Annotated in this window: 21 protein-coding genes and 1 pseudogene; 6 read left to right on the top strand and 16 right to left on the bottom strand. The window is 69.1% G+C overall.

The genetic code is table 11. The features are described 5' to 3' along the window. Positions 1-370: 370 nt before the first annotated feature. On the top strand, positions 371-1,594 hold the full coding sequence (locus AB0I23_RS20105) for a 3-deoxy-7-phosphoheptulonate synthase (RefSeq protein WP_359110949.1): 1,224 nt from the start codon (positions 371-373) through the stop codon (positions 1,592-1,594). Positions 1,595-2,201: 607 nt separating this feature from the next. On the opposite strand, the gene AB0I23_RS20100 is transcribed toward AB0I23_RS20105, so the two are convergent. Both AB0I23_RS20100 and AB0I23_RS20095 read right to left on the bottom strand, forming a co-directional pair. Next, the gene (locus tag AB0I23_RS20100; protein ID WP_359110948.1) at positions 2,202-3,800 is read right to left on the bottom strand and encodes an FAD-dependent monooxygenase; all 1,599 of its coding nucleotides are present in this window, start codon (positions 3,798-3,800) and stop codon (positions 2,202-2,204) included. Positions 3,801-3,859: 59 nt separating this feature from the next. Beyond that, positions 3,860-5,104, bottom strand: a complete 1,245-nt coding sequence (locus AB0I23_RS20095) for a sodium:solute symporter family transporter (protein ID WP_359110947.1) — start codon at positions 5,102-5,104, stop codon at positions 3,860-3,862. A gap of 404 nt (positions 5,105-5,508) precedes the next feature. Between AB0I23_RS20095 and AB0I23_RS20090 the strand changes: the two genes are divergently transcribed. Beyond that, positions 5,509-6,249, top strand: coding sequence for a DUF6081 family protein (locus AB0I23_RS20090; RefSeq protein ID WP_359110945.1), 741 nt, complete (start codon positions 5,509-5,511; stop codon positions 6,247-6,249). Here the strand turns inward: AB0I23_RS20090 and AB0I23_RS20085 are convergent. The 9 genes from AB0I23_RS20085 to AB0I23_RS20045 form a co-directional block, all read right to left on the bottom strand. Next, positions 6,242-6,943: an SDR family NAD(P)-dependent oxidoreductase gene (locus tag AB0I23_RS20085; protein ID WP_359110943.1), complete on the bottom strand. Its 702-nt coding sequence runs from the start codon at positions 6,941-6,943 to the stop codon at positions 6,242-6,244. The genes AB0I23_RS20090 and AB0I23_RS20085 overlap by 8 nt on opposite strands. A gap of 108 nt (positions 6,944-7,051) precedes the next feature. Further along, positions 7,052-7,690: an isochorismatase family protein gene (locus tag AB0I23_RS20080; RefSeq protein WP_359110941.1), complete on the bottom strand. Its 639-nt coding sequence runs from the start codon at positions 7,688-7,690 to the stop codon at positions 7,052-7,054. Between the two features lie 29 nt (positions 7,691-7,719). Then, on the bottom strand, positions 7,720-8,505 hold the full coding sequence (locus AB0I23_RS20075; RefSeq protein WP_359111034.1) for a 2,3-dihydro-2,3-dihydroxybenzoate dehydrogenase: 786 nt from the start codon (positions 8,503-8,505) through the stop codon (positions 7,720-7,722). Next, complete coding sequence (locus tag AB0I23_RS20070) at positions 8,505-9,695, bottom strand: FAD-dependent monooxygenase (RefSeq protein WP_359110939.1); 1,191 nt, start codon at positions 9,693-9,695, stop codon at positions 8,505-8,507. The genes AB0I23_RS20075 and AB0I23_RS20070 overlap by 1 nt, the downstream gene beginning before the upstream one ends. A gap of 10 nt (positions 9,696-9,705) precedes the next feature. Next, complete coding sequence (locus AB0I23_RS20065; RefSeq protein WP_359110937.1) at positions 9,706-11,022, bottom strand: phenylacetate--CoA ligase family protein; 1,317 nt, start codon at positions 11,020-11,022, stop codon at positions 9,706-9,708. Further along, entirely contained in the window at positions 11,019-11,780 is a 762-nt protein-coding gene (locus AB0I23_RS20060) for an amidohydrolase family protein (RefSeq protein WP_359110935.1), read from the bottom strand. Before AB0I23_RS20060 ends, AB0I23_RS20065 begins: the two co-directional genes overlap by 4 nt. 35 nt (positions 11,781-11,815) lie before the next feature. After that, positions 11,816-12,919, bottom strand: coding sequence for a 3-dehydroquinate synthase II (locus tag AB0I23_RS20055; RefSeq protein ID WP_359110934.1), 1,104 nt, complete (start codon positions 12,917-12,919; stop codon positions 11,816-11,818). A gap of 31 nt (positions 12,920-12,950) precedes the next feature. Continuing rightward, positions 12,951-13,775, bottom strand: coding sequence for a 2-amino-3,7-dideoxy-D-threo-hept-6-ulosonate synthase (locus AB0I23_RS20050; protein ID WP_359110932.1), 825 nt, complete (start codon positions 13,773-13,775; stop codon positions 12,951-12,953). A 15-nt stretch (positions 13,776-13,790) separates the two neighbouring features. Next, positions 13,791-15,074, bottom strand: a complete 1,284-nt coding sequence (locus AB0I23_RS20045; protein ID WP_359110931.1) for an aspartate kinase — start codon at positions 15,072-15,074, stop codon at positions 13,791-13,793. A gap of 232 nt (positions 15,075-15,306) precedes the next feature. On the opposite strand from AB0I23_RS20045, the gene AB0I23_RS20040 reads away from it, so the two are divergent. Together AB0I23_RS20040 and AB0I23_RS20035 are read left to right on the top strand one after the other, a co-directional pair. Then, the gene (locus AB0I23_RS20040) at positions 15,307-17,274 is read left to right on the top strand and encodes an anthranilate synthase family protein (protein ID WP_359110930.1); all 1,968 of its coding nucleotides are present in this window, start codon (positions 15,307-15,309) and stop codon (positions 17,272-17,274) included. A 58-nt stretch (positions 17,275-17,332) separates the two neighbouring features. Further along, entirely contained in the window at positions 17,333-17,674 is a 342-nt protein-coding gene (locus tag AB0I23_RS20035) for a DoxX family protein (protein WP_359110929.1), read from the top strand. Between the two features lie 93 nt (positions 17,675-17,767). Here the strand turns inward: AB0I23_RS20035 and AB0I23_RS20030 are convergent, their stop codons facing one another. The 3 genes from AB0I23_RS20030 to AB0I23_RS20020 all read right to left on the bottom strand — a co-directional run bounded on the left by AB0I23_RS20030 (position 17,768) and on the right by AB0I23_RS20020 (position 19,758). After that, complete coding sequence (locus AB0I23_RS20030; protein ID WP_359110927.1) at positions 17,768-18,190, bottom strand: recombinase family protein; 423 nt, start codon at positions 18,188-18,190, stop codon at positions 17,768-17,770. A gap of 189 nt (positions 18,191-18,379) precedes the next feature. Beyond that, positions 18,380-18,934, bottom strand: coding sequence for an NAD(P)H-dependent oxidoreductase (locus AB0I23_RS20025; protein ID WP_359110925.1), 555 nt, complete (start codon positions 18,932-18,934; stop codon positions 18,380-18,382). Then, positions 18,931-19,758 carry an EamA family transporter gene (locus tag AB0I23_RS20020; RefSeq protein ID WP_359111033.1) on the bottom strand — a complete coding sequence of 276 codons (828 nt, stop codon included), beginning with the start codon at positions 19,756-19,758 and terminating at the stop codon, positions 18,931-18,933. The genes AB0I23_RS20025 and AB0I23_RS20020 overlap by 4 nt, the downstream gene beginning before the upstream one ends. Before the next feature lie 168 nt (positions 19,759-19,926). Here AB0I23_RS20020 and AB0I23_RS20015 point away from each other — a divergent pair, with 168 nt between their 5' ends. Together AB0I23_RS20015 and AB0I23_RS20010 are read left to right on the top strand one after the other, a co-directional pair. Beyond that, a complete protein-coding gene (locus AB0I23_RS20015) occupies positions 19,927-20,832 on the top strand; it encodes a LysR family transcriptional regulator (RefSeq protein ID WP_359110923.1) in 906 nt (301 codons plus the stop codon). A gap of 290 nt (positions 20,833-21,122) precedes the next feature. Continuing rightward, positions 21,123-21,466, top strand: a pseudogene (locus AB0I23_RS20010) (ABC transporter permease); the annotation flags it as partial. Between the two features lie 196 nt (positions 21,467-21,662). Here AB0I23_RS20010 and AB0I23_RS20005 read toward each other — a convergent pair. Then, a complete protein-coding gene (locus AB0I23_RS20005; protein WP_359110921.1) occupies positions 21,663-23,078 on the bottom strand; it encodes an MFS transporter in 1,416 nt (471 codons plus the stop codon). Continuing rightward, on the bottom strand, positions 23,075-23,716 hold the full coding sequence (locus AB0I23_RS20000; protein ID WP_359110920.1) for an ArsR/SmtB family transcription factor: 642 nt from the start codon (positions 23,714-23,716) through the stop codon (positions 23,075-23,077). Before AB0I23_RS20000 ends, AB0I23_RS20005 begins: the two co-directional genes overlap by 4 nt. Between the last annotated feature and the right edge of the window lie 32 nt (positions 23,717-23,748).

Raw genomic sequence — 23,748 nt, 5'->3', positions numbered from 1 at the left:
GCCAGGACCGGTCCGGGCCGCCCCGCCCGTGCCCGCAGCCGTCGTCATCGCCCGGTCGTCCCGGTGCCGCGCCCGCCGAGCCCACGCCCGCCACAGCCACTGTGCCACCCGCGACCACGGGGACCGAGATCGCGACGCACGGCTGAAGTACCGGCCCCCCCGGGAAGAACGTGTGTTCAGCGGCGCAAAGACGTGATGTGCACGCACCGGCCGCTGGGCCACGCTATCGGCAAACGCTTCGACCGGGCGGAAAGCTCCGGCGCGGTCGGGCCGGTCCGGACGAACGGACATCCGCTCATTCGGGCGACCGGCTCGCGGTCTGCCGGGGATCCCGGAGGCACATCTCGCTGATCTCTCGACGGGAGCACCCATGCAGCCATCCAGCTCAACGGCGGACTTCACCCAACTCGGGCCGTGGGCGGACATGCCAGCAGCCCAGCAACCGGATTGGCGAGACCACGCCGCTTACCACGCGGCCTGTCAAAGGCTGGCGTCGGCTCCGCCCCTGGTGACGGCCTCGGAGATACGGCGGCTGCGGTGGTCGCTGTCGAGACTGATGACTACCGGCGCTCTCCTGCTTCAACTGGGCGACTGCGCGGAAAGCTTCTACGAATGCGCGCCCAGACATATATCGGAGAAGCTACGTGTCATCGACGAGCTGGGAGATCGATTCAGCGAACTCACGGGACAGAGCGTCATTCGTGTGGGCCGCATGGGTGGGCAGTTCGCCAAACCCAGGTCGCAGGAGACCGAACGTCACGGCACACTGATCATGCCTTCGTTTCGGGGACACATGATTAATTCGGATATTGCTACGCCAGCGACCCGGAAGCCCGACCCGCGACGCATGTTGTGGGCCTATGACGCCAGCGAAAAGGTGCAGCGGGCGATGCAGACGCACCGCCGGGGAAACGGTCGCACGGCCACGATGGAAGGGCCGTGGTCGAGCCATGAGGCCCTGGTCATCGACTACGAGTCCCGATTGATCCGCCGCGACCCGGACACGGACGACCTGTTCCTGACGTCGACTCACCTGCCTTGGGTGGGGGAACGGACGCGTCGGCCGGCCGACGCGCATGTCGCTCTGCTCTCCTCTGTGATGAATCCGGTGGGATGCAAAATCGGACCGACCGCGAACCCTGACGAGATACTGCGCGTGTGTGAGGCGCTCGACCCGCGACGCGAGCCCGGCCGCCTCGTGCTGATACCGCGGATGGGCCGGGACCGGATTCAGGAGGTCCTGCCGCCCATCGTCCGCTGTGTGGCGAATGCCGGACACCCGGTGGTCTGGCTGAGCGACCCCATGCACGGCAACACGGTGACATCCCGGCTCGGTCTCAAGACACGCCATCTCACCGACGTGATCACTGAGGCGCTGCGATTCCGCGACATCCTTGAAGAGAACGGGCAGCACGCCGCCGGACTCCACCTTGAGGTCGCGGCGGACGACGTGACGGAATGCATCGGCGGATCAGTGGAGAACGAGGACGAACTGCAGCGTCACTACACCTCGCTGTGCGATCCCAGGCTCAACGTCGACCAGGCCGGCGAGCTCATCGAGGCGTGGGCCAAGGGAACGGCGCCGGGTTCCTGACGGGCTCGTGCATGGTCGGCGGTGGCGCGTGGAGAGGCGTGTTCCCGCCCGAACGTTCACATGCGTGCGCCGGCCGCCTCGCCGCCTGACCAGCGGTTCGGCGGTTCGGCGGTGAGAGAGCAGTCCGGTGGCGACTTGACGGTGTCGCTCGTTTTCTTCCGACGGCCGTGGTGACGGGCGAGAGCTCGCCGGTTCCGGTGCGCCGGTGTCGCCGCGCGACCGCCGGTCCGGCACCCGGCCCGCGGGCGCGAACCGAGCGCAGCCCGGTGCCGCTCGTGCCACAACGGACGTTCAGCGATACTTTCGGGCGCCGCCCCACAGGTCTGCCGACTGCAGACGATCGCTGCACGCGCACGGGTCCCCACCACGCCCATCGTGATCAACGATCAAGGGCGCGACACGCCACCGCCCACCATCGTCGGCCGACAGGTCGCCATCCACATGCGGACCGAACTGCCGCTGGGAGTACTGGCGATGCCGCTGTGGCGGCGGAGGACCATGAGGGAGCGGCTCCACTTCGCCCTCGACCACCGCGCGTCTTGTTCGTCCTGCCCCGCCCGTGACAACAGCCACGAGCGTGCGACCGGCGCGCCTCACCCAACCCCCCTCACACAGCACCCCGTACGCGCTGGATGACTGAAGCCGGGTTCGGGTGAACCTTGTTCCCGCGCCAGGCCACGTGGTGGTCGGGCCTGAGAAGAACGAGGTCGCGTTCCCATGCCTGCCGGGCGCCGGCGTCGGTCACCACGGTATGGGTGACCGGCAGACCCTGAGCGGCTGCCGCTTCGAGGAGCGCGTCGGCGCTGCCGTCGCCGGCGAAGTCGATGAGTGTGAAGGGCAGGGCAAAGTGATCGTAGATCGGCTTCCCGTCTTCGAGGAGAAGGCTGGGCGGGCGACCTCCGGGCCAGGTCGTCGGTGTGTACTCCCGCGGCTTCCACGGGGGTTCGGGCGAATCCTCTTGGCAGACGATGGGCGAGTCGTTGTAGCGGTAACCCAACTCGATTCCCCGGTACTCGTTCTCGCCCCGCTCGGCTTCGAGGAAGGATGCGATGGTCTGCGGCGAGGCGCCCTCGCGAAGGAGTTCCCCCGCCTTGAGGTGCACGCCGAGATGCCGGTGTGACGTGTGCATGTTGCGCAGACCTACCGGGTGGCGTTCTGCCTCGTAGCTGTCGAGCAGACCGGGGCCACCGAATCCCTTGACGAGGGCGGCGATCTTCCAGGCCGCGTCGACCGCGTCGCCGATGCCCGTGTTCATTCCGTAGGCGCCGGTCGGGAACATGCGATGAGCGGAGTCGCCGGCGAGAAGAACCCGTCCGGCGCGGTACCGGTCCGCGATCATGAAGCCGGGGCGCCAGCGAGAGGTCAGAAGCACCTTGTCGATCTTCAGGTCCGTCTGCATCGTCTCGCGCAGGAATGCCGCCGGATCGGCCGGTGGTATATCGAATTCGGACGGCTCCATGCCGTTGACATGCGCGGTCCAGGTGTCCACCTCGTCCTGGGCGATGATGATGTACCTGAAGGCGAAGTAGTGCCAGAACCGCCCATGCCGGTACAAGGTTTCCAGATCACGGCTCTTGAAGTGCACCATGAAGGCGCCCGGCAACCCAGGTACGTCGAAGCCCTCCTCGCCGATGCCCACCACCTCGCGGACCCGGCTCGACGCACCGTCGCAACCGATCACGTACCGGGACTGCAGCCGGACCTGGTCGTCGGTCATCACATCGACCAGGTGGCTGGTCACCACGTCGTCGTCCTGGGTGAGGGAGTCGAACCGCAGACCGCATCGCAGGTCGATGAGGGGATTGCGGCGGCAGCGGGCGCGCAGGACCGGCTCCAGGTCGATCTGGGAGATGCGCTGGCCGGGTTCGACGGGCTGGGTGCCGTCGTTGTGCTCGGTGATGCGTCGCCACTCCTCGGACACCGAGGGAAGTCCCCACGTGGTGATCGGCTCACCGGCGAGACCGGTCGACCAGATCACGTCCGCCCGGTACTCGGGCGCGACACCAGCGCGACGGACGTCGTCAGCGATGCCGAGCTGTCGGAAGAACTCCATGCTGCGGGAGTTGACGTAGTCCAGCTTCGGGTGAACGGATGTCTCGAAGTCCTGGTCGACGAGAACGCAGGGAACTCCCTGGCGGGCGAGCGCCAGAGCGGCGACCATGCCGACTGGGCCCGCGCCCACGACCAGAACCGGTACCGGATCCACGATTGTCCCTCCAAAAAGGGTGTGGGGCGGTTCGACCGCCCCACACCGTTCGCGGTTGTTCAGTGTGCTTCGCTGGGCGTCCGGCTCTCCCGGTCACCCGTGTCCGTGAGCTTGTGAGCGGGAATGACGGCACCCGTGAGGGCACGGACCTGTATCTGGGCGAAGCCGGCGTCGTTGCGTTCGCTGCTGGTGATCGAGCCGATGTAGCCGAGCAGGAAGGCAATCGGTATCGAGATCAGGCCGGGTTCGACGTCAATAATCTTGAAGTTGAGGTCGGGGAACATTGCGTTGCCGGGATCACTCGAGATCCCGTTGGAGAACACGGCCAGGACGAGGGTCACGGCCAGCCCGCCGTAGATCGTCCACTTCAGTCCCGCGGTGTTGAAGCGCCGCCCATACAGGAAGTAGATGACCGGCGCCAGGACCATTGTGCCGCCCCGGCCGATCGTTGTCGGAATGAGGATGTGGCTCATCAGGGGCACCATCGCCGTACCCACGACGAGGGAAACGAGACCGATGGCCAGTGCGTTGCGCCGTATCGCCTTCAGTTCGGCGGCGGGTTCCAGCCGCCGGCCACGCGCCGCGTCGATGTCCTTGGTGAAGGACGTCACCCCGTTGATCAGCAAAGCGGCGAAAATCGCGGCGACCGACACCATGGCGATCGCACCGACCGCGCCGACGGCCCACTTACCGCCGAGCTCGTCCACGAGTTCGGGAAAGGTGATGCCGCGGTCCAGGACCTGCGAACCGATGTTCTTTCCGCCGAGTACCGCGATGGCACCGACACCGAGGGCGGCCACGAAGGGCAGGTTCACCGTGGAGCTCGTGGTGAACATCCGGGCGGTGACCAAACCGATCGCGGCCAGCATGGCGACCATGAGCAAGGTGTAAGTCGTCAGGGTGACGACCGCCGAGGCGATTCGTGCCGGGCGCTGGCGGGCGCGCAGCACGAAATGGTCGCCCAGCGTGTGCCCGCCCACGTTGCGCATCGGCGCGGCGTAGATCAGCACCCCGAGCACCGAGCCGATCGTGAATGCCGTCAGCAGGAGAATGGTGTCGTAGCCGTTCAGCGCGATGTGCCCGATCATGACGATCACGGTCGAGTACATGATGAATCCGCCGAGCACCGCGAGGGCGTTCCGACGGACGCCGGTCCTCCGACCCGCGAGGAGGAAATCGTCGGGGGTGCGTATGCTGCCGCGCGCCGACCTCATGATGGCGAAGATCACGACCGCGAGGAGGATGAGGATCGCGGTGGCGATCCCGGTCACCGCCCACGTGTTATTTACCGCGGGTGGATTCATCGGAGACCTCCTTCCAGGTCCGCCCGGATCTGCTCACCGAGGGGATCCAGCCGGGTACGGGCGAACCGCAGGTACACCCCGCAGATCACCATCGCCCGAACGGGAAAGGCATTCGATTGACGCCGCAGAGCCTTGAACTGGACGCTGTCATACACCGCGACGTAACGGTCGCTGTCCGTCGCGGATCCACCATGCTCACGACACCTCCCTCATTGAGGACGTCGTGATGACGACGTCGTGATGTGGCGGTCAGTCAGTACCGCAGTCTCAGACCATCGCGCCCGCACGGGCATGGCCCGTTCACGGGATTTTTGGCGGGCCGTGGAGGAATGGCGTGCCGCCTCCGGCCGAACCGCGTGAACGTGTGATGTCCGCCGACGGCAACGGGGCCGATCGTGTGTGCTATGACGTCGGTACTGAAGACCAACGCATGGACGTACGACGACTTCACCAGCGGCGAGCTCGATCCCGCCCGCTGGAGAATCATGTCGATAACGGGAGCCGACGGCGACAGACACCACTACCGGGATCGCAACGCACGGGTGCGTACCGGTGATGGGCAACTGGAGCTGACTGTCAACCCGTTCACGCGCTTCCACGACTCGGACCCGAGGCAGAACAACGCCAAGCAGATGTACCAGTCCGTGCACCGCTTCACCGCGCCGGCGGCGGGCGTGCTGACGTTCGATGTCGACATGGCTGTGCGGACTTACGGCCAGGTCCCCTATGACCTGCTCGACGCCTACGGCACGGTGAACCTCTTCGACCTGCAAACCGGCGTCGTCCTCAATGCCGCCGCGACCAATGACACCGTGTACGCGGTTGTCGAACGGCTGCTGCTTCCCGGCGTGACCGCGCCTCACGAGCACTACATCCACCGGGTGGTTCTGGATGTGCCGATGGACCCGGGGCGTGGGCACGGCTACGCCATCACCTACCGGGCCGAGACGTCGGAAGTGGAGTTCCGCGTCGACGGCCGGCTCGCCTATTGGACGCGGCTTCCGGTACCGGTGACGGGCTTCCATGCCGGCATGGCCCTGTTCTCGGCCCGTGATCTCTCCCGCTACGCTCGCGCGCAGCGGGAGCACGGGCAGGGCGCGACCGGCCGCTGGGGGCCGTGGCGGATCACGACAAGCGTCAGATGAGCACGTCTCCGCCGTCGATGTTCAGGTTGACACCGTTGATCGCGCGGTTCTCCAGCAGAAAGGTGATCGCCTCGGTGCAGTCCTGCATTGTCACCGGCCGCTTGGTCAGCGCACGCGTCTGGGCGGCCTCGCGTGCGGCGGGCTTGTCACTCCAGAACGGTGTGTCGGAGACGATGCTCGGGTGCAGGGCGTTGACCCGGATCGGCGAGAGTTCCACGGCCAGCGTTCGCACCAGCGCGCTGATGCCGCCGTTGGCGGTCGTCACGGTCGTGGAGCCGGGATAGGGCCGGTGACTGGCGAGGCCGCCGAGCAGTACGGCCGCGCTGTCGTCGGTCATCCGCGGGGCGAGGGCGTGCAGGACCGCCGTATAACCGGTGAGTTTCACCGTCAGCAGACGGATCGCGTCCGCCGGACGGTACTCGCGCACCGTGTTGTAGTCCCGGTCGAGCGCCGAGAGCACCAGCTGATCGACGCGTTGCACATCGGCCAGCGCGGCCACGATCCGCTCCGGATCGGCCAGGTCCAGTGCGAGCCCGCGAGTCCGCCCGCCTATCTCATGGGCGACGCTCTTGGTCCGGTCCTCCGAACGGCCGGTGATGACCACGTCGTGTCCGCGTTCGGCGCATGACTGGGCGAAATGCCGCCCTATCCCCGACGTTCCGCCGATGACGACGACATGAGTGCGATCGGACATTGACGTGTTCCTCCATGAATAGGTGATGGTTTCGCGGGCGCCATGACGAACCCGGCCCGCCAGGGGTCTTTCCGCTCTCCGCGACGGGCGGAGAGCGGAAAGACACCCCTAGGCTTCCAGCTCGGCCAGCACGTCGGCCGTGGTCAAGGGCACCGCACAACGGTCCGCGGCATAACGGAGTGCCATGAGATGGTCGTCGAGAGACAGGTCGGCCAGCGCGTCCGCCACGAGGAACGGCTGGATGTCGCGGCTGAACGCGTCGCAGGCGGTGATGAGGCACCCCATGCGCGCATAGACACCGCACACGATGAGCTGGTCCCGTCCCGACCGCCGCAGTCGTTCCTCCAGGTCGCTCCGGAAGAACGCGCTGTAGCGCCACTTGGTCAGCACCGTGTCGTCCGGCTCGGGGGCGACATCGTCGGCGATGCCGCGATCGGCCTCCTCGACACCCATGCCGGGACCCCAGAAGTCCTGCAGCAGCCCGCGGTCCTGGCGGCTCATGCCACCCGGCTGCGCCGTGTACATCACCGGCACTCCGGCCGTACGCGCCGCCGCGAGCAGCTTCGCGATGTTGGCGAGCAACTCGGTCAGCGGAGACTGCCCGGCCGGAAACGGGCGCAGAAAATACCGCTGCATGTCATGCACCAGCACGACGGCCCGGTCCGGGCGCGGGCGCCAGGGCACCGCCGTGTCCGGCAGATCGCCATCGCCTGGCATGCGGTACGGCGCGATCGGGGTCATAGCCATGCTTCGCCTCCTGTTTCCGTTCGACGACGTCAGACGTGCAGGGCGGCGCCGCCATCCACGTACAGGTCGTGCATAGTGACGTGACCGGCCTGGTCGGATACGAGGTACGCGACGGCCTCGGCCACGTCCCGCGGCTGGGCCAGCTTCCGCAGCGGAATGCCGACGCGATACGCGGCCGGCGAGCCCTCGATCGCCTGCCTCGGATCGGCATCCTCGCCGAGCATCGAGCGCAGCATGGGCGTGTCGGTCGAGCCGGGCGAGACGACGTTGCACCGTATTCCGTAGTCGGCGAGCTCCAGCCCCAGACACCGGGTGAACTGGGCGGACGCGGCCTTCGATGCGGCGTATGCGGCCATCTCCATGCGTGGCACACCGGCGGCGTTGGACGCCACGGTCACGATCGCGCCGCGGCGGCGGCGGATCATCCGCCGGGCCACCGCCCGGGACACGTTGAACACACCGCCCGCGTTGACCGAGAAGATCTCGTTCCACTGCCGGTCCGACAGCTCGACCACCCTGCCGGTGCGCAGGACGCCGGCCGCGTTGACGAGGATGCCAATGGGCCCCATCTCGTCCTCGACACGCCGCACGAGCGCGTCCACCGCCTCGCTGTCGCACACATCGACCGAGTAGCCGCGGGCCGACACGCCCTCGGCCTCGAGCTTGGTCACGACGGTGGAGAGCCCCTCGGCGTTGCGGTCCACGGCCGCGACGAGCGCTCCCGCGCCCGCCAGAGTGCCCGCCACGGCGGCGCCGATGCCCTGCGCCGCACCGGTGACCAGTGCGACCTTCGACTCGATTCCGGTCAGTTCCATCATGAACTCCTGCTGGTCGTGGTGGCTTCCTCGGCGTCGTAGCCGAACAGCCACTCATGCCGGTCCAGACCCGATGAGGCCTGGGCGGAGGTGTCGCGGCGGCGCTGCGCGTCCCCGTCAACCAGGTGGAAGGTCTTCGCGTTGTCCCGGGACTGGCGCTGGATCCGCGTGGTGCGGGGAAGGCGGATCCGCTCGTAGCGGCGCAAGGCCGCGCTCAGGCCGCCCGGGCCCGCGTCGGCCAGACAGACCGCGAGCACGACGGCGTCCTCGATCGCCTGGTTCGCGCCCTGCGCCTGGAACGGCAGCATCGGATGCGCGGCGTCGCCGATGACGGTCACCCGTCCCGAGCTGAGCCGGTCGATGCTCTGGCGATCGTGCAGCGCCCACCTACTGACTGTCTCCGCCGCGCCGATGAGGCGTGCGACGTCCGGGTGCCAGCCCGCGTACGCGGTGGCGAGCTCGGCGACATCACCCCGCGCCGACCAGGACTCCTCCCGCCAGTCCGAGGCGGAGACGGTCGCGCCGAAGCTCACCTGCCGGCCGGACGACACCGGGTAGCAAACCAGGTGCTGGTCCGGTCCGAGCCACAACTGCACCCGGGGATCGGTGAGCAGAAAGGGCACCCGTTCCGCCGGCACCAGGCCCCGGTAGATCGTCTGCCCGGAGTACCGTGGCTGATCGGCCACGATCTGCTCGCGCATGATCGAGTGGATGCCATCGGCTCCCACGACCAGGTCCGCCGCGACCGTCGTACCATCCGACAGGCGCAGCCGCGCCTCGTCGGCGCTCTGCGTCACGGCGTCGAGGCGGGCACCGAGGTGCACCCTGTCGGGTGGCACGAGCGAGAGCAGGCCGCTGTGCAGGTCCGCACGGTGCACGGCGTAATAGGGCGCCCCGAAGCGGCGGCGGCACATGCTGCCCAGCGGAGTGCGTTGCAGCAGCCTGCCGTCGTCCCAGCGGCGCATCTCGATCGCCTGCGGTGCGACCGCGACGGCGCGCAGCCGATCGCGAAGGCCCAGTCGGTGCAGCAGCCGGGTGGCGTTGGGCGCCACCTGTATCCCCGCCCCCACCTCGGTCAGTTGCTCCGCCTGCTCGTAGACGTGGCAGTCGATTCCGCCCCGGTGAAGGGCGGCGGCGAAGGTGAGGCCTGCGATTCCGGCCCCGGCCACGGCCACCCGTATCTGCGGCATGTCGTCCCCCTCAGTAGTAGAGGAGCGCTTTGCCCCAGTCCTCGTCGGGCCCGAACAGGCTGCGTGGCTTGACCACGTCGGGCATGGCGGTCAGCGCGTCACGCGGTATCAGCGTCCCCGGAGCCAGCCCGACGACCTCGCTGTCGACACCGAACGCGGCACGTACCGAAGCCGTCAGCTCCGCCTGGGCGCCGGCCCGATGCTCCTCGGACACCTCGATCTCGATGCGCAGGAGCGTCTGTTCCGCCCGCGCCCGCCAGAACACCACGCCGTAGGACTCCGGGAGGGAGAAGACGAGCTCCTCCAGCCTGTGCTGGGTGATCGTCGCGGCGCCGACCCGGTAGCCGAACGCCGCCCGGCCGAGCACCCGGACCGTGGGCAGGTTCCATCCGCAGTCGCAGTCGCCGTAGGAGACCGACACGTTGTCCTCGAGGTTGTAGCGCAGCAGGGGCATCGCCTCGCGGAACAGCGGTGTGACCACGAGCTGACCCTCGCCCTCCGCGCTGACTTTGCCGGTCTGCGGGTCGTACACCTCGAACAGCGCCCGGTCGGCCCACAGGTGCATCCGGCCGTGCCGGCACTCGCCGGCGAGGCTGCCGGTCTCCGTGGAGCCGTACTCCTCGATCACCGGCACCCCCCACAGCCGGCTGATCCGGCGGCGGCGGGCGGCGGTGAGCGGCTCGCCACCGACGAACAGCGCACGCAGCGCGGGGAAGTCGGCGCCGGGCCGGTGCCCGGCCGCGGCCGCCGCGGCGGCCCAGATAAGGCATTCGGTCGGCACCGACCAGGTCAGCGTGACGCCGAGGTCGTGCATGACCCGGACCACGCGGGCGTACGGCATGGCCAGCGACCGGTTGTCCCCGGGCACCACGGTGGCCCCGCGCAGCCGGCCGGCGGCGTGCGCGAGATGCCCCGTCAGCAGCAGCGCGTACGGCGTGCGCACCAGGAACACGTCCTCGGCGGACATCCCGATCCACTTGCGGGCGAAGCGCTCGGCCAGGTCGACCCAGTCCTCCGCCGTGTAGTACGAGGGTGTGGGGTGGCCCGCGGTCCCGCTCGACTCGTGATACGTGGCCAGCCGCTCCTTCGGGACGGCGAGCATCCCGAACGGGTAGTTCTCCCGCAGGTCCTGCTTCGTGGTCAGCGGCAGGCCGGCGAGGTCGGCGACGGTCGTGGGCAGGGCCGCCGAGTTCAGCCGCTTGCGGTAGAACGGCGAGCGGGCTGCCCAGGTGACGGTCTGCGACAGCTGCTTCTCCTGGAGGCGTTGCAGGTCCTCCGGCCCGTGCCACTGGCCGAGCTGAGGCAGGCTCGAACGTGCGTCGTTCACCGCTTCTCCTCTCCTAGCAGTCGATGCGCGTTGTCCCAGGCGATCTGCCGCCACTGCTCGGGCGGTATGCGCAGCGCCTGGAACTTGGCCAGCTCCACGGACGGGTGCTGGAGCGGATACTCGGAGCCGAACACCACCCGTCCGGCGCCGAGGCGGCTCAGCGCCGCCTCGGCCACGCACGTGTAGCCGCCGGAGGTCTCCAGCAGGATGTTGGGTTCGTCCCGGATCAGGTTGAGGGCGTGGAAATCGATGTTGCCGATGCCGCTGTGCCCGAGCACGAAGCTCACCTGGGGGAACCGGCGGGCGAGGCCGGCCAGGTCGGCCACGCCCGCGCCGCGACGGGTCAGGCACACCGCATAGACCGGGTGACCGAACTCAGCCGCCACGCCGATGAGTTCGGCCACCCGGGGATCGGTGAGCCCGACACCGTGCACGGCGGGCGAGATCTCCAGGCCGCGGAACTCGGCGGCCCTGGCCCGGTACACCTCGGGCGAGCGGTGCGGGTTGGCGAAGAAGAACGGCACCAGGCGGCCGTCGGTGCCCGCGCAGGTCTCCAGCACCGCGTCGTTGTCGGCGTCGGTCTCGACGTGCCCGCCCTCGATGAGCTGGCGGGACAGGCGGTCCAGATCGATGGTGCCGCCCGCGCACACCACCGCCCGCTCCAGCCCGCACTCGTCCAGCGTCGACAGGAGCCGCTCCCCGGCCCCCGGCCGGGGAGCCAGGCGCACGTGGAAATCCAGCACGGGCTGTGCGGTCATCGCGGCCACCGGTCGCTCCCCATCGCGGCCATCGCTCACTTCTCGATGCAGAACTCGTCGATCGGATAACCGACGTGCCGCTGCTCGACCGGCAGGTAGCCGAGCACCTTCGTACCCGGGGTCAGATCCGTGACGTTCAGCACCGTGCCGCCCGGACCGAGCACCCGCACGTGCCAGTCGTCCTGGACGATGAGGTTGACCTTCACCCCCGAGGGCGCGACCGCGTCGATCGCGAGCAGCGGCCGCGTCTCGATCTTGACCCGGCCCACGGTGACGACCCGCGACTTGCCCTTCGCGTCGACGGCGAGCACCCTGCCGCCGGAGACGAGCTCGCTGAGGTAGTTGGTGCGTCCGTTGGCCGACAGCGTGTACGAGTGCAGCGCACCGGCGTTGACCCGGAACGGCCGGGTCGGCATGTACGGGAGCGGGTGGGTCTCGCTGCAGCACAGGATCATGCCGGTGGAGTGCGAGCCGACGAGAATGCCCTCGTCGAGCCCGAAGTTCGTGCAGGTGTCGACGCAGGCCCGTTCACCCATCCCCACCCGCCGGATCCCGGTGACCTCCAGCTCCACCAGCGGCAGGTCCGCCGCCTTGCTGACCGCGGCGGCCTTCAGCTCGGTGGCCTCCCCCACGGCGCGGGGGGCGAGCATCACACCGTCGGAGCCGTGCTCGAGGACGCCGAAGACGATCTCCCCCTCCTCGACGTCGGCCACCTGGGTGATGATGCTGCCGTCCGCACCGGCGGCGGCGGCCAGCACGATCTCCAGCGGGATCTTGGTGGGGTCGCGGAAGTACAGCAGGCTCCACTTGTCGTGGCGCGCCGCGCGGCAGGCGTCCTCGAGGCTGGCGGCGTCCGTGATCTCCACGAACCGGCCGAACTCCACGTCGGGGTACTGCTGTGCCAGCTCGGCGGGCTCCCCGTGGCGGGCCGGCTCGACGATGACCAGGTCGGCGGGTTCCAGCTTCTCCGGCAGCGGCTGGTTCTGCGGGAACAGCACCTTCTTCACGGTCGGGGGAAGCGGCTCCAGGTCGGCCGGATCGGCCGCGACGATGGCGTCCACCCTCTGGTGGACGGCCTCCTCGACTATGGCTTCCTTGGCACCGCTGAGGTTACGGATGTCCAGCCAGCACAGCTTCACAGGTATCTCCTCGGCAAAGGGTCAGGGAGTGTCAGGGCGTAAGGGCGAGCCGGTTGTCGGCGCCGTCCCGGTCCGGGACGTGCCGTGAGTCGTGCACCAGCCGCGCGATCGTGGCTGCCATCCAGCCGGGCTGGTCGGCCTGGAAGACGTTGCGTCCCATGGCCACTCCGGCCGCGCCGCCGCGCAGCACGTCGGACACATAGGACAGCACGGTTTCGGTGTCGGCCGAGCGCGGGCCGCCGGCCACGATGACCGGGATCGGGCAGCTCTGTACCACGTCGGCCATCTGCTCGGGGGTGCCCGCGTAGTCGGTCTTGACGATGTCCGCGCCGAGGTCGGCGGCCAGTGTCGCGGCGTGCGCCACCAGCTCCGGCGCCCGCGAGTCACTGATCTTGGGTCCGCGGGCATACACCATGGCGAGCAGCGGGACGTTCCAGCGGTCGCACTCCCCCGCCACGGCCGCCAGATCGGCAATCTGCCGGGCCTCCTGCGGCGACCCCAGGTTGACGTGCACGCTGACCGCGTCGGCGCCCAGCCGCAGCGCCTCCTCCACGTGGGCGACCAGGTACTTGGCATCCGGATCCGGAGCGTGCCTCGTGCTCACGCTGAGATGCACGATCAGCGACATGTCGCCGAACCAGCCGTGATCGACATGGCGGAGACTGCCCTTGTGCAGCACCACGGCGTCGACGCCGGTGCCGGCGAGCTCACCGAGCAGGGAGTTCAGATCGCCCCGGCGCAACGGTCCGTCGGTGACGGCATGATCGAGCGGTACGACGAGCAGGCGCCCGTCGCCCTGCCGGAACAGGCGTCGCAGACGGAGGCTTCGAGCGAAGGAAGCGTTGTGTACAGCCACTGTGTCCTGCCTCTCTCAAACGGTGGCGGAACGGCCAAAGGTCGCGGACGCGACGTCCGCCGGCTCATGCCGGTCGAGGTGGAATTCGCGGTGCAGGGTCTCGACGGCATCGGCGGTGCGTTCCCGCGGCACGATCACGGACAGCCGCATCTGGGAGGTGGAGATCCAGCTCGTCGGAATCCCGGCCGCGGCCAGTGCGGCCATGAGCCTGGCCGTGTACTCGGGACGGCTGAGCAGGCCCATCCCGACCACCGACACCTTGCCGACGTTCTCGTCGAAGTGCACACCCCCGCCGAAGGCGGCCGTCAGCTCGTGCAGTGCGGCCCGCACGGAGTCGGCCTGGCTGCGGCGGATCGTGAACCCCATGCGGAACTCGTTCTCGTAGGTCCCGGACCTGGCCACCAGGTCCACCACCGCCCCCTGGGCGGCCAGCACCTCGAACACCTCGGGAGCCAGGTCCCGGCGGATGTCCCGGCAGTGCACCAGCACGCGCGCGACGTCGGTGTCGTGGGTCACCGCCACGACGGCCCGCCGGGTCTCCAGCGGCCTGCCGTCCTGCCGGTCGACGACGGTGGTTCCGGGCGCCTGCGATGACGCGTTACGGACGCGCACTTCGACCCCTTCCATGGCGGCCAGTTCGATGCAACGGGTATGCAGAATCCTCGCGCCCGCGAACGCCATCTCCGCCATCACGCCAGGTTGGACCCACGGCAGGCATCGGGCCGCGGGCAAAATGCGGGGGTCGGCGCTGAAGACGCCGTCCACGTCGGTGTAGATCTCGCAGGCCGATGCGCGAAGCCGCGCCGCCAGGGCCACCGCGGTCGTGTCGGAGCCGCCACGTCCGAGCGTGGCGATGTCCCCGGCGTGGTCGACCCCTTGGAATCCGGTGACCACGACGACCTGGCCGGCTTCCAGAGCCGCCCGCACCCGCGCCGCCCCGATCCTCGAGATGAGCGCTTCGCCATGCCGATCGGTGGTCTCGATGCCGGCCTGATGACCGGTCAGCGAGATCGCCGGCACCCCCAGCCTGTTCAGGGTGAGGGCCATGAGCGCCGCCGACTCCTGCTCGCCCACGGCCAGCAACTGATCCAGTTCTCGGGACGGGGACGGAGCGCCGATGTCGGCCGCCAGTCGCAGCAGATCATCGGTTCTGCCGCCGCGTGCGGAGACGACCACGGCCACCGACGGTCCGCGCCGCCGCGCCGCCGCGATCCGGAGGGCGGCGTGACGAACACAGTCGAGCGTCTGCAAAGAGGTACCGCCATATTTTTGGACCAGCACATCCACAGTCGTTTTCACCGCTCTCGTCGAACCGGCATGCCACGACAGTAATTGCGATGCACCGCCCCGCCCACTACTCGCCCAGGTAGTGCCACCTCGTTCAGTTATTCACGCCATTCCGCCGGGCCGTTACCTGAAATACGCGATGGCGGCTTCACGTCATTGTGCGATGCCGTCCGCCTCCGCAGTATCGAGACGGGTCATCTGATCTCGCGCAAAGGGGAGCGATATGCATGGGACGGATTCGAGCATGGCCGGCCCCCCGGATGCTCTGACCGGCCTCGGCGAGGACGGGCGTGCCTTTGCCCTGCTGTACCGGCCCGGCTCGGACCGGGACGCGCACGTGGAGGTCCTGACCGGCGAGGTCTGCGAGGTGCCCGGCCTCGCCGAGCTGCCCCTGCCCGACCGGCCGGCGAGCGGCGCGCGGCACGACCTGCTCGTGGCGGTTCCGTACCGGCAGATCACCGAACGCGGGTTCGCCTGCCACGACGATCACGCGCCCCTGCTCGCCATGCGCGTCCACGAGCAGGCCGAACTCAGCCGCGCTCAGGCCCTGTCGGGCCTGCCCGAGCAGAACGTGCCCGTGTCCGACGCCGGATTCGATATCAGCGACGAGGACTACGCGGCGATCGTCAAGCGGGTGCTGGGTGACGAGATCGGACAGGGCGCCGGATCCAACTTCGTCATCAGGCGTTCCTTCACCGCGCGGTTGGACGACTACTCGGTTCGCACGGAGCTCGCCATCTTCCGGCGGCTGCTGACCGGTGAGCTCGGGTCGTACTGGACGTTCCTGTTCCACACCGGCGCGGGAACGTTCATCGGAGCGTCGCCGGAACAGCACGTCAGCATGGCCGACGGCACCGCCTCGATGAACCCCATCAGCGGGACCTACCGGCATCCCGCGACCGGCCCGGACATTTCCGGACTGCTGGAGTTCCTGAACGACCAGAAAGAGGCCAACGAACTCTATATGGTCGTCGACGAGGAACTGAAAATAATGGCCCGTATGTGCACCTCCGGCGGCCAGGTCCACGGCCCATTTCTCAAGGAAATGGCGCGCCTGACCCACTCCGAATACATCCTGACCGGCCACAGCGATCTGGACGTACGCGACGTGCTGCGCGAGACCCTGCTCGCACCGACCGTCACCGGCAGTCCGCTCGAGAACGCCTTCCGGGTCATCGCCCGCCATGAGACGACAGGCCGCGGCTACTACGGCGGCGTCCTCGCGCTGATCGGCCGCGACGCGGCGGGCAGCCGCACACTCGATTCGACGATCATGATCCGGACCGCCGAGGTCTCCGATGACGGCGAGCTGCGCCTGGGCGTCGGCGCCACCCTGGTCCGTGACTCCGACCCCGGTTCCGAGGTGGCCGAGACCCGGGCCAAGGCCGCGGGCATGCTCGAAGTGCTCGGCCTCACACCGCCCGGCAGCCGCGCCGGCGGCCGGTCCGCCCCCGTGGGAGCGTCCACGTCACCGGCCGCCGACCCCCGGGTGGGCCGGGCGCTGCAGAGCCGCAACGCCAAGCTGTCGCGGTTCTGGCTCGCCGGTGCGCAGCGCGGCGGACCGGACCCGGCGTTGGACGGGCGGCATGTGCTGGTCGTCGACAACGAGGACACCTTCATGGGGATGCTCGGCCATCAGCTGCGCGCCCTCGGCCTGAGAACCACGATCACGCGCTTCGACCGTCCGCTGCCGCCGGAGGGACACGACCTCGTCATCGTCGGCCCCGGCCCGGGCGACCCACGCGACACAACCGCCTCCCGGATGAACACGCTACGGGTGCTCACCCGCCACCTGCTCGCCGACTCCGTCCCCTTCCTGTCCATCTGCCTGGGCCATCAGATACTCGCCCTGGAGCTGGGTTTCGACCTCGTCCGGCGCACCGTGCCCAACCAGGGCGTCCAGAGGCGGATCAACCTGTTCGGCCAGTCCGAACTCGTGGGCTTCTACAACACCTACGCCGCCCGCTCGGAGCACGACTTCGTTCCGGGTGCGGGGCAGCGCAAGCCCATCGAGGTGAGCCGGCATCCCGATACCGGCGAGGTGCACGCCCTGCGCGGCACGGGGTTCCGATCCGTGCAGTTCCACCTCGAGTCCATCCTCACCCAGCACGGCCCGCGCATCCTGCGTGACCTGCTCGTCTCGCTGCTCAGCGACGCGGGAGACACCGGCGTGGCGCGCGTCGGCGCACAGCACCACGGGGGGACACGGTGAGCAGGCTCACGACGTCGCCGGGCGAGCGAAGCGCAGGGCCACGAACGTCGCCCTGCTGGTGATCCAGGTGCTCCTGGTGCCGTTCCATCTGGCCGCCGGCCCCGCGAAGCACGTCGGCGCGGAGCAGATGATCGAGTTCTTCGACGAGATCGGGGCCGGCCGGTGGCTCAGGTACCTCACCGGTACCGTCGAGGTCATCGGCGCCCTCGGCCTGCTCGTGCCGCGTCTGACGGGTCTCGCCGCGCCGGGGCTGACGGGCCTGATGACCGGCGCCGAGGTCGGGGCGCCAGGGTCGACGGCCGTGTGCTTGGGCAGGAGGTCGGTGACGGCGGTGCGGATGGCGCCGCGGCTGACGTCGTGGTCGCGGGCGAGGGTGGCGACGGACCGGCCCTCCAGGTAAGCGGTGCGCACGGCGTCGGTTTTTCCGGCAGGACAGCCGGGCGCCGCCAGCCCTTGCTGCCCTTCGCCTCGGCGGCCCGCAGCCCGTCGTAGGTCAGCTCGCGCTGGAGGTCGCGCTGGAGTTCGCCGCGGCCGCGAGGGTCTGCACCATGAACTTCACGGTGGACAGCAGTTCTCCGGTGCGCGGGTGGCGGGCGGTGAGGTCCATCGCGGAGAACGCGCCGTCGTGGATGCGCAGGGCTAGACGGTCGCGGTGCAGGACATCGAGAACGTCGAGGATGTGCCCGGTGCCGCGTAGGAGGCGGCACATCTCGGAGATGTGCACGGCGTCGCCCGGCCGCGCGTAGGTGAGGAGCTCGCTGAACTTCGGGCGCTGGAGCGGGTGGAGGCGGCTGGAGGTGCCGGGCTCCTCCTCGAAGGTGACCGGGTCTTCGATCCCGGCCTCGGCGAGGACGAGGTTCTGGCGGTCGGTCGACTGCTGGTCGGTCGACACCCGCTTGTAGACCAGGTTCGCCACCGAGGGCCCCTTCCATGCGGAGGATCGGACCCTGTCTGTCGTCAAACCCTGTCAGCAATCACCATCGGATCTGATGGGATTCGCCCCGCCGCGAACCCCCGGATTGCACGGGTTCATTGGACGCCCGCCACACCTGTCGTCATTCGATCGTTGGCCGACAGGCAAGCGATCGGGGATCCGGGGTTGCGCCTACTCGGGCAGCGGTGTGAAGCCCATGTAGTGGAAGATTCCGTTGTTGACCGGCCAGAGCAGATGCAGGATGTCGCCTTCGATGCCGTCGGAGGCGTAGGTGTCGGCAGAGGTTCCGGTGGTGCAGCAGACCATGGCCTTACGGCCGAGGAAGACACCTTTGGCGTGTTTGTGTCCACTGCCGTAGGCGAAGCCGCGGGCCATGACGCGTTCGACCCAGCCCTTGAGGATGGCGGGCATGGAGAACCACCAGATCGGGAAGTTGAAGATCATCAGGTCGCACCACTCAACCTTGGCCTGCTCGGTGGCCACGTCCGGCGGGTAGGTGCCGAGCTCGTACTGGTGCTCCTGTTCGATGTCGATCTGGAGCAGGTCGGGGTCCTTGCGGGCTGCGGTGAAGTCGTCGGCGTCGGGGATCGCCTTGAAGTCCATCGCGTACAGGTCGCTGACCTTCACGTCGTGCCCCTGGGCGGTGAGGGTGGCCACGGCCGTCTCCTTCAGGGCGGCGTTGAAGGAGGCGGGCTCGGGGTGGGCGTGGACGATGAGGACTTTCACGTCGTACTCCCGCGGGTGGTGGGACGGTGTGCGGTGGAAACAGCGACGGTGTTCGCGCCGACGATCACGGCGATGGCAAGCCAGGCGGGGGCATCGAGTTGCTGCCCGAGGAGGGTGAGGCCGGCCAGGGCTGCGAAGACCGGGTTCACGCTCATGAACACGCCGAAGAAGTGTGCCGGGATGCGGCGCAGCGCCAGCAGGTCGGCCAGGAACGGCACCGCGGAGGAGAGTACCCCGGCGGCCAGCGCACAGCCCAGCGCCGCTGCCGTGGGCGGGTGGTGCCACAGCACCCACACACCGACGGGCAGGTAGAGGGCGCCGGAGACTGTCGCCGCGGCGGCCGAACCTTCCAGTCCGGGCAGGCGGGTCCCGACGGTTCGGTTGAGCAGGATGTAGCAGGCCCAGCATGCCGCGGCCAGCAGAGCCAGGCCGATGCCCAGATAGTCGGTGGAGGGTGCGGGGCGCGTGAGGACCACAACCGCTGCGGCAGCCGCCACCGCGGCGACCAGGTCGACACGGCGACGGGAGCCGGCCAGGGCCACAGCCAGCGGGCCGAGGAACTCCAGCGTGACGGCCAGCCCGAGCCCGATCCGCTCGATCGCCGAGTACAGGGACAGGTTCATCGCCGCGAACACCAGCGCCAGGCCCAGCACGGGACGCCACTGCGCCGCGGTGAAATGTCGCAGCCGCGGTCGGCCGACCGCCCCGAGCACCACTGCCGCCACCCACTGGCGCACCGCCACCACCCCAACCGGCCCGAGCACTGGGAACGCCAGCGCCGCGATCGATGCCCCCGTCTGGTTGGACAGGCCGCTGCCCAGCATCAGCGCGACCCCGGCCCCTCGCACCGTCCCCTGGGAAGAGACCGCCCCGTCGACTGCGGTGCCCCGGGGCGACGCAACGGGGGAGGAATCGAGATTCATGGCCTCCACGATGAGCGCACTACCGGTATACGCATAATGCATTCACGCACTCACCTATACGCTGGATGCATGGATGAGACGCGGAACGGGGCGGCTGCGCTGGAGCTGAAGCACCTGCGGTGCCTGGTAGCCATCGTCGACACCGGCAGCTTCACGGACGCCGGCATCGAGCTGGGCATCTCCCAGGCCGCCGTCTCCCGGAACCTGCTCGCCCTCGAAAAGATCCTCGGGGTGCGCCTGCTGCACCGCACCAGCCGCACGATCACTCCCACCACCGCGGGCGTGCAGGCTCTGGCCCGCGCTCGCCCGCTGCTGTCCGGCGCAGAGGAACTCGTCACCGAAGCCTCCACGGGCCACAGCCGCCTGCACATCGGCCACGCCTGGTCCGCCTTCGGCCGCCATACCACCGAATTCCAGCGCCGCTGGCACCAAAGCCACCCCGAGACCGAACTTCGGCTCATCCGCCACAACTCCTCTACCGGCGGGCTCGCCGAGGGCATCTGCGACCTCGCGGTCATCCGCGCCCCTCTCGACCTCAAGCCCTGGTCACACGCCGTCGTCGGCCACGAGCACCGCTACGTGGCTCTCGCCTCCGACGACCCCTGGGCGCGCCGCCGCAGTATCCGCATGGGCGACATCCCCGGCCGCACCCTCGCCATCGACCGTCGAACCGGCACCACCACCCTGGACCTGTGGCCCGAGGACGAACGGCCCGCCGTCGAGCACACCCACGACATCGACGACTGGCTCGCCGCCATCGCCACCGGCCGCTGCGTCGGCATCACCCCCCAGGCCACCGCAGCCCAGTACCGGCGCGACGGCATCGCCTACCGTCCGTTGCGCGACACCGATCCCGTCCCCGTCCACTTCATCTGGCGCAGGCAGGACCCCCACCCCGCCACTCACGCCGCCGTCGCTCTCGCCATCGACCTCTACCGCAAGAACCGCCTCGTCCCGGCCAACTCGGATAAATGACCGCTTCTGGGAATCGCATGGCTGTCACACGCGAGGCCCAAGCGTGTTCTCCCGGCGGCGAGACCACCTTCCTCTGAAAACCAGAACGAACGGCTCCGCAACGAACTTGCAGTGGCCCTCGGCCAGCTCCGAGACTTCCGCCGAGGCATCGGTGCATCCGTTGACTGAGCGCATCAGCTTCGCGGCCAACCCTCATGGTGCAATTGGCCTTCCGGGTTGATGAGTTGGCGTCAGGTGTCGATCGGGGCGGTGACTGGCACAGGTCCGATGCATCGATCCAGCAAATCGTCGTGCTGCTCGACACCCGCGAGCGCGTCCGGGAAATCGGTATCCACAAGGCGCTCGGCATGACCCCCGGCGGACCATCGCGAGGGTCATCACCTCAGTCGCCGTGACCGGACTGCTTGCGGGCACTCTGGGCGTGCCGCTGGGCGTAGCCCTGCACGGCTGGGTCATGCCCGCGATGGGCGACAGCGTGGGGCTCCGCCTCCCCGGTTCCGTCATCGCCGTCTACCACGGGGCCGAGTTGCTCCCGCTTGCACTCGGCGGCCCGCTCATCGCCACCCGGGGTGCGCTCCTGCCCGCCGGCTGGGCCGCCAGGGCCCGAACCGCCACGGCCCTGCGCACCGAATAGGAGGTCAGGTTCAGAGTTCGTGCCTCCGGCCCCCACCGCAAGGAGCGGTGGGGGCCGGTTGGCCGGTTCCCTGAACGACGGTTTCTTGAAGATCTATCGGCCCGATCTCTGCCCAAGGCCCACCATCACCGAGAGCTACTTGTCACTTCGCCGTAGCTTCGGGAGTACAGGGCCAACATGCGCGGCGCCTTTGCGGTCATCCGCGCGTTTGTGCGGCCTTCGGGTTGTTGGTCCAGACGCTACTGATCGGCATGTTGCTGATGGGGGTCGGAGCCAGCGGTGCTCGGGGAGGACGACACGGTGTGTGGCTGAGGCGTTGCCGCCGGAGTCGGGGTGTGGTTTCGCTGCGGTGAAACCACAGGAGAGCTCCCGCGAGCAGCACGGTGCCTCCCAACAGCCAGGGCAGCGGGCCTGACGGAAGGACACCAATGATCAAGCCGGTGAGCGCTGCCACCAGTTGCAGAGCGAGAGACTGGACGGACAGCGCGGTGGCCCGGCCCGAACTTGAGACACGATGGTGCAAGAGGTCGTTCTCGCTCGGCCCCGCCGCGCCGAGCCCGAGGTAGACCAGGCCGTAGCCAATGGCCGCGAGGACCATGGAGCCGACTCCTGTGAACGCTGCGGTGGCACCGAGCAGAAGCAGGCCGCTCGCGCTCGCGCCAAGGCTCACCATGACCGCACGCTCGCCACTGCCTGCAAGCCGGGCGGTCAGCGGTGCGAGGTGGCTGCCGATACCCGCGCAGATGAATCCGGCGCAGGCGAGTGCGGCAAAGAGCACCACCCCCGACTCCGATGCGCCCGTGAGGGCCGCGGCGCGGACCGGCGTGAGCAGTTCGATCACGGCCAGGGCGCTGCCGGCGGCCCCTGCGCTGAGGAGCACCCGGCGGACCAGCGCGTCGCGGCCCCCCAGGTGCAGTCCGCTTACGACGGTGGCCGGGATGCCTCGGAGTACGCCGCGCAGGGTGGCTGCCGGTCTGGGTGGCTCCCGCAGAGCGGTCAGGACATACAGCACGAAGGCGATCTCGACCGCTGCGCCCAGCAGCGTCGGAACAGAGAGGGGCAGCACCAGCTCGGACGTTGCCTCGCCGAGTCGGGCGCCGAGGTCGGGGCCGAGTCCGAGCAGCCAGGGAAGGGCACCGCCGAGCAGAGTGCCGGTGGCGAGCGCGGCGGATGTCGCGGAGCCGCCGCGGGCCAGTCCGGTGCGCAGTTCGGTGCCGGGGCCGGAGTGCGCCTGGACGGTGTCGACGTACCAGGCTTCGGCCGGTCCGCTGGAGAGGGCACGGCCCGCGCCCATCAGGGCCATGCCGAGGCCGAGCAGCCAGGGAGCAGTGCCCAGGCCCACGAGGGTTAAGGCGGCCAGGTTCAGCAGGCCGGCGGCAGCGAGAACAGCGCGGCGTCCGAGGACGTCGGACAGCCCTCCGGTGGGCAGTTCCAGTGCGGCGGCGGTGAGGGAGTGTGCGGCGAAGAAGCCGGCGATGGCCGCCATGGCCATGCCGCGCGCGGTGAACAGCAGGATCAGGGGAGCGATGGTCAGTCCCAGTGGCAGCCAGAACAGAACGCAGACCGTGATGTAGCGGCGGCGTGCGGTGCGTATGTCCAGCGGCCCGGTCATGACGCGCCCTCGGTATCTGTCCCCGCAGGGGCAGAGGTGTCCGCAGCGGCGGAGTCGCGCGGTGCCAGGGGCAGCCCGGCGGTGAGGATTACGACCTGCGCTGCGCGCGGATCTTCTGCGTCGCGGGTGGTCAGTTCCTCCAGCTTCCGGCCAAGCACCTCCCAGAGTTCGGTGAGCGACTCGGGGGTCAGGCGGGGCATCAGGTCGTTGATTCCGGACGCCTCCACCCACTCCTGACCCAGCCGCCCATCGGCGATGTCGGCCTCGTGCCGGGCGAGAGATGCCTCCAGGTGCTCGATCTGGGCCCGGCGCGACAGGCTGACCCAGGCGCGGCTGCCCGGCGTGGTCTCCATTGCTTTGTTGCTCCAGGCGGTCACGGAGTGCACCGCCTGCCAGCGGCGCTCCCGCCCGTCACGGTGCTCGGCCTCGGCGACGAACGCGTACTTCGCCAGTACCCGCAGGTGATAGCTGGTGGAAGCGGATGACTCCCCAGTCCTGACCGCGAGTTCGCTCGCGGTGGCCGGGCCGTCCTGCCGCAGCATCCCGAGCAACCGGATACGCAGAGGGTGGGTAAGGGCCTTCAGGGCTGCTGCGTCCCGCTCGGGATCGAGTACGCGTTTCTGCTCTTCGCTGACCATGACGGGAGGGTAGAGCGATCCAAGGACTTTCC

The organism is Streptomyces atratus (assembly GCF_040655115.1).
GTDB lineage: Bacteria > Actinomycetota > Actinomycetes > Streptomycetales > Streptomycetaceae > Streptomyces > Streptomyces atratus_D.
This window is presented reverse-complemented; position numbering and strand designations above follow the sequence as displayed.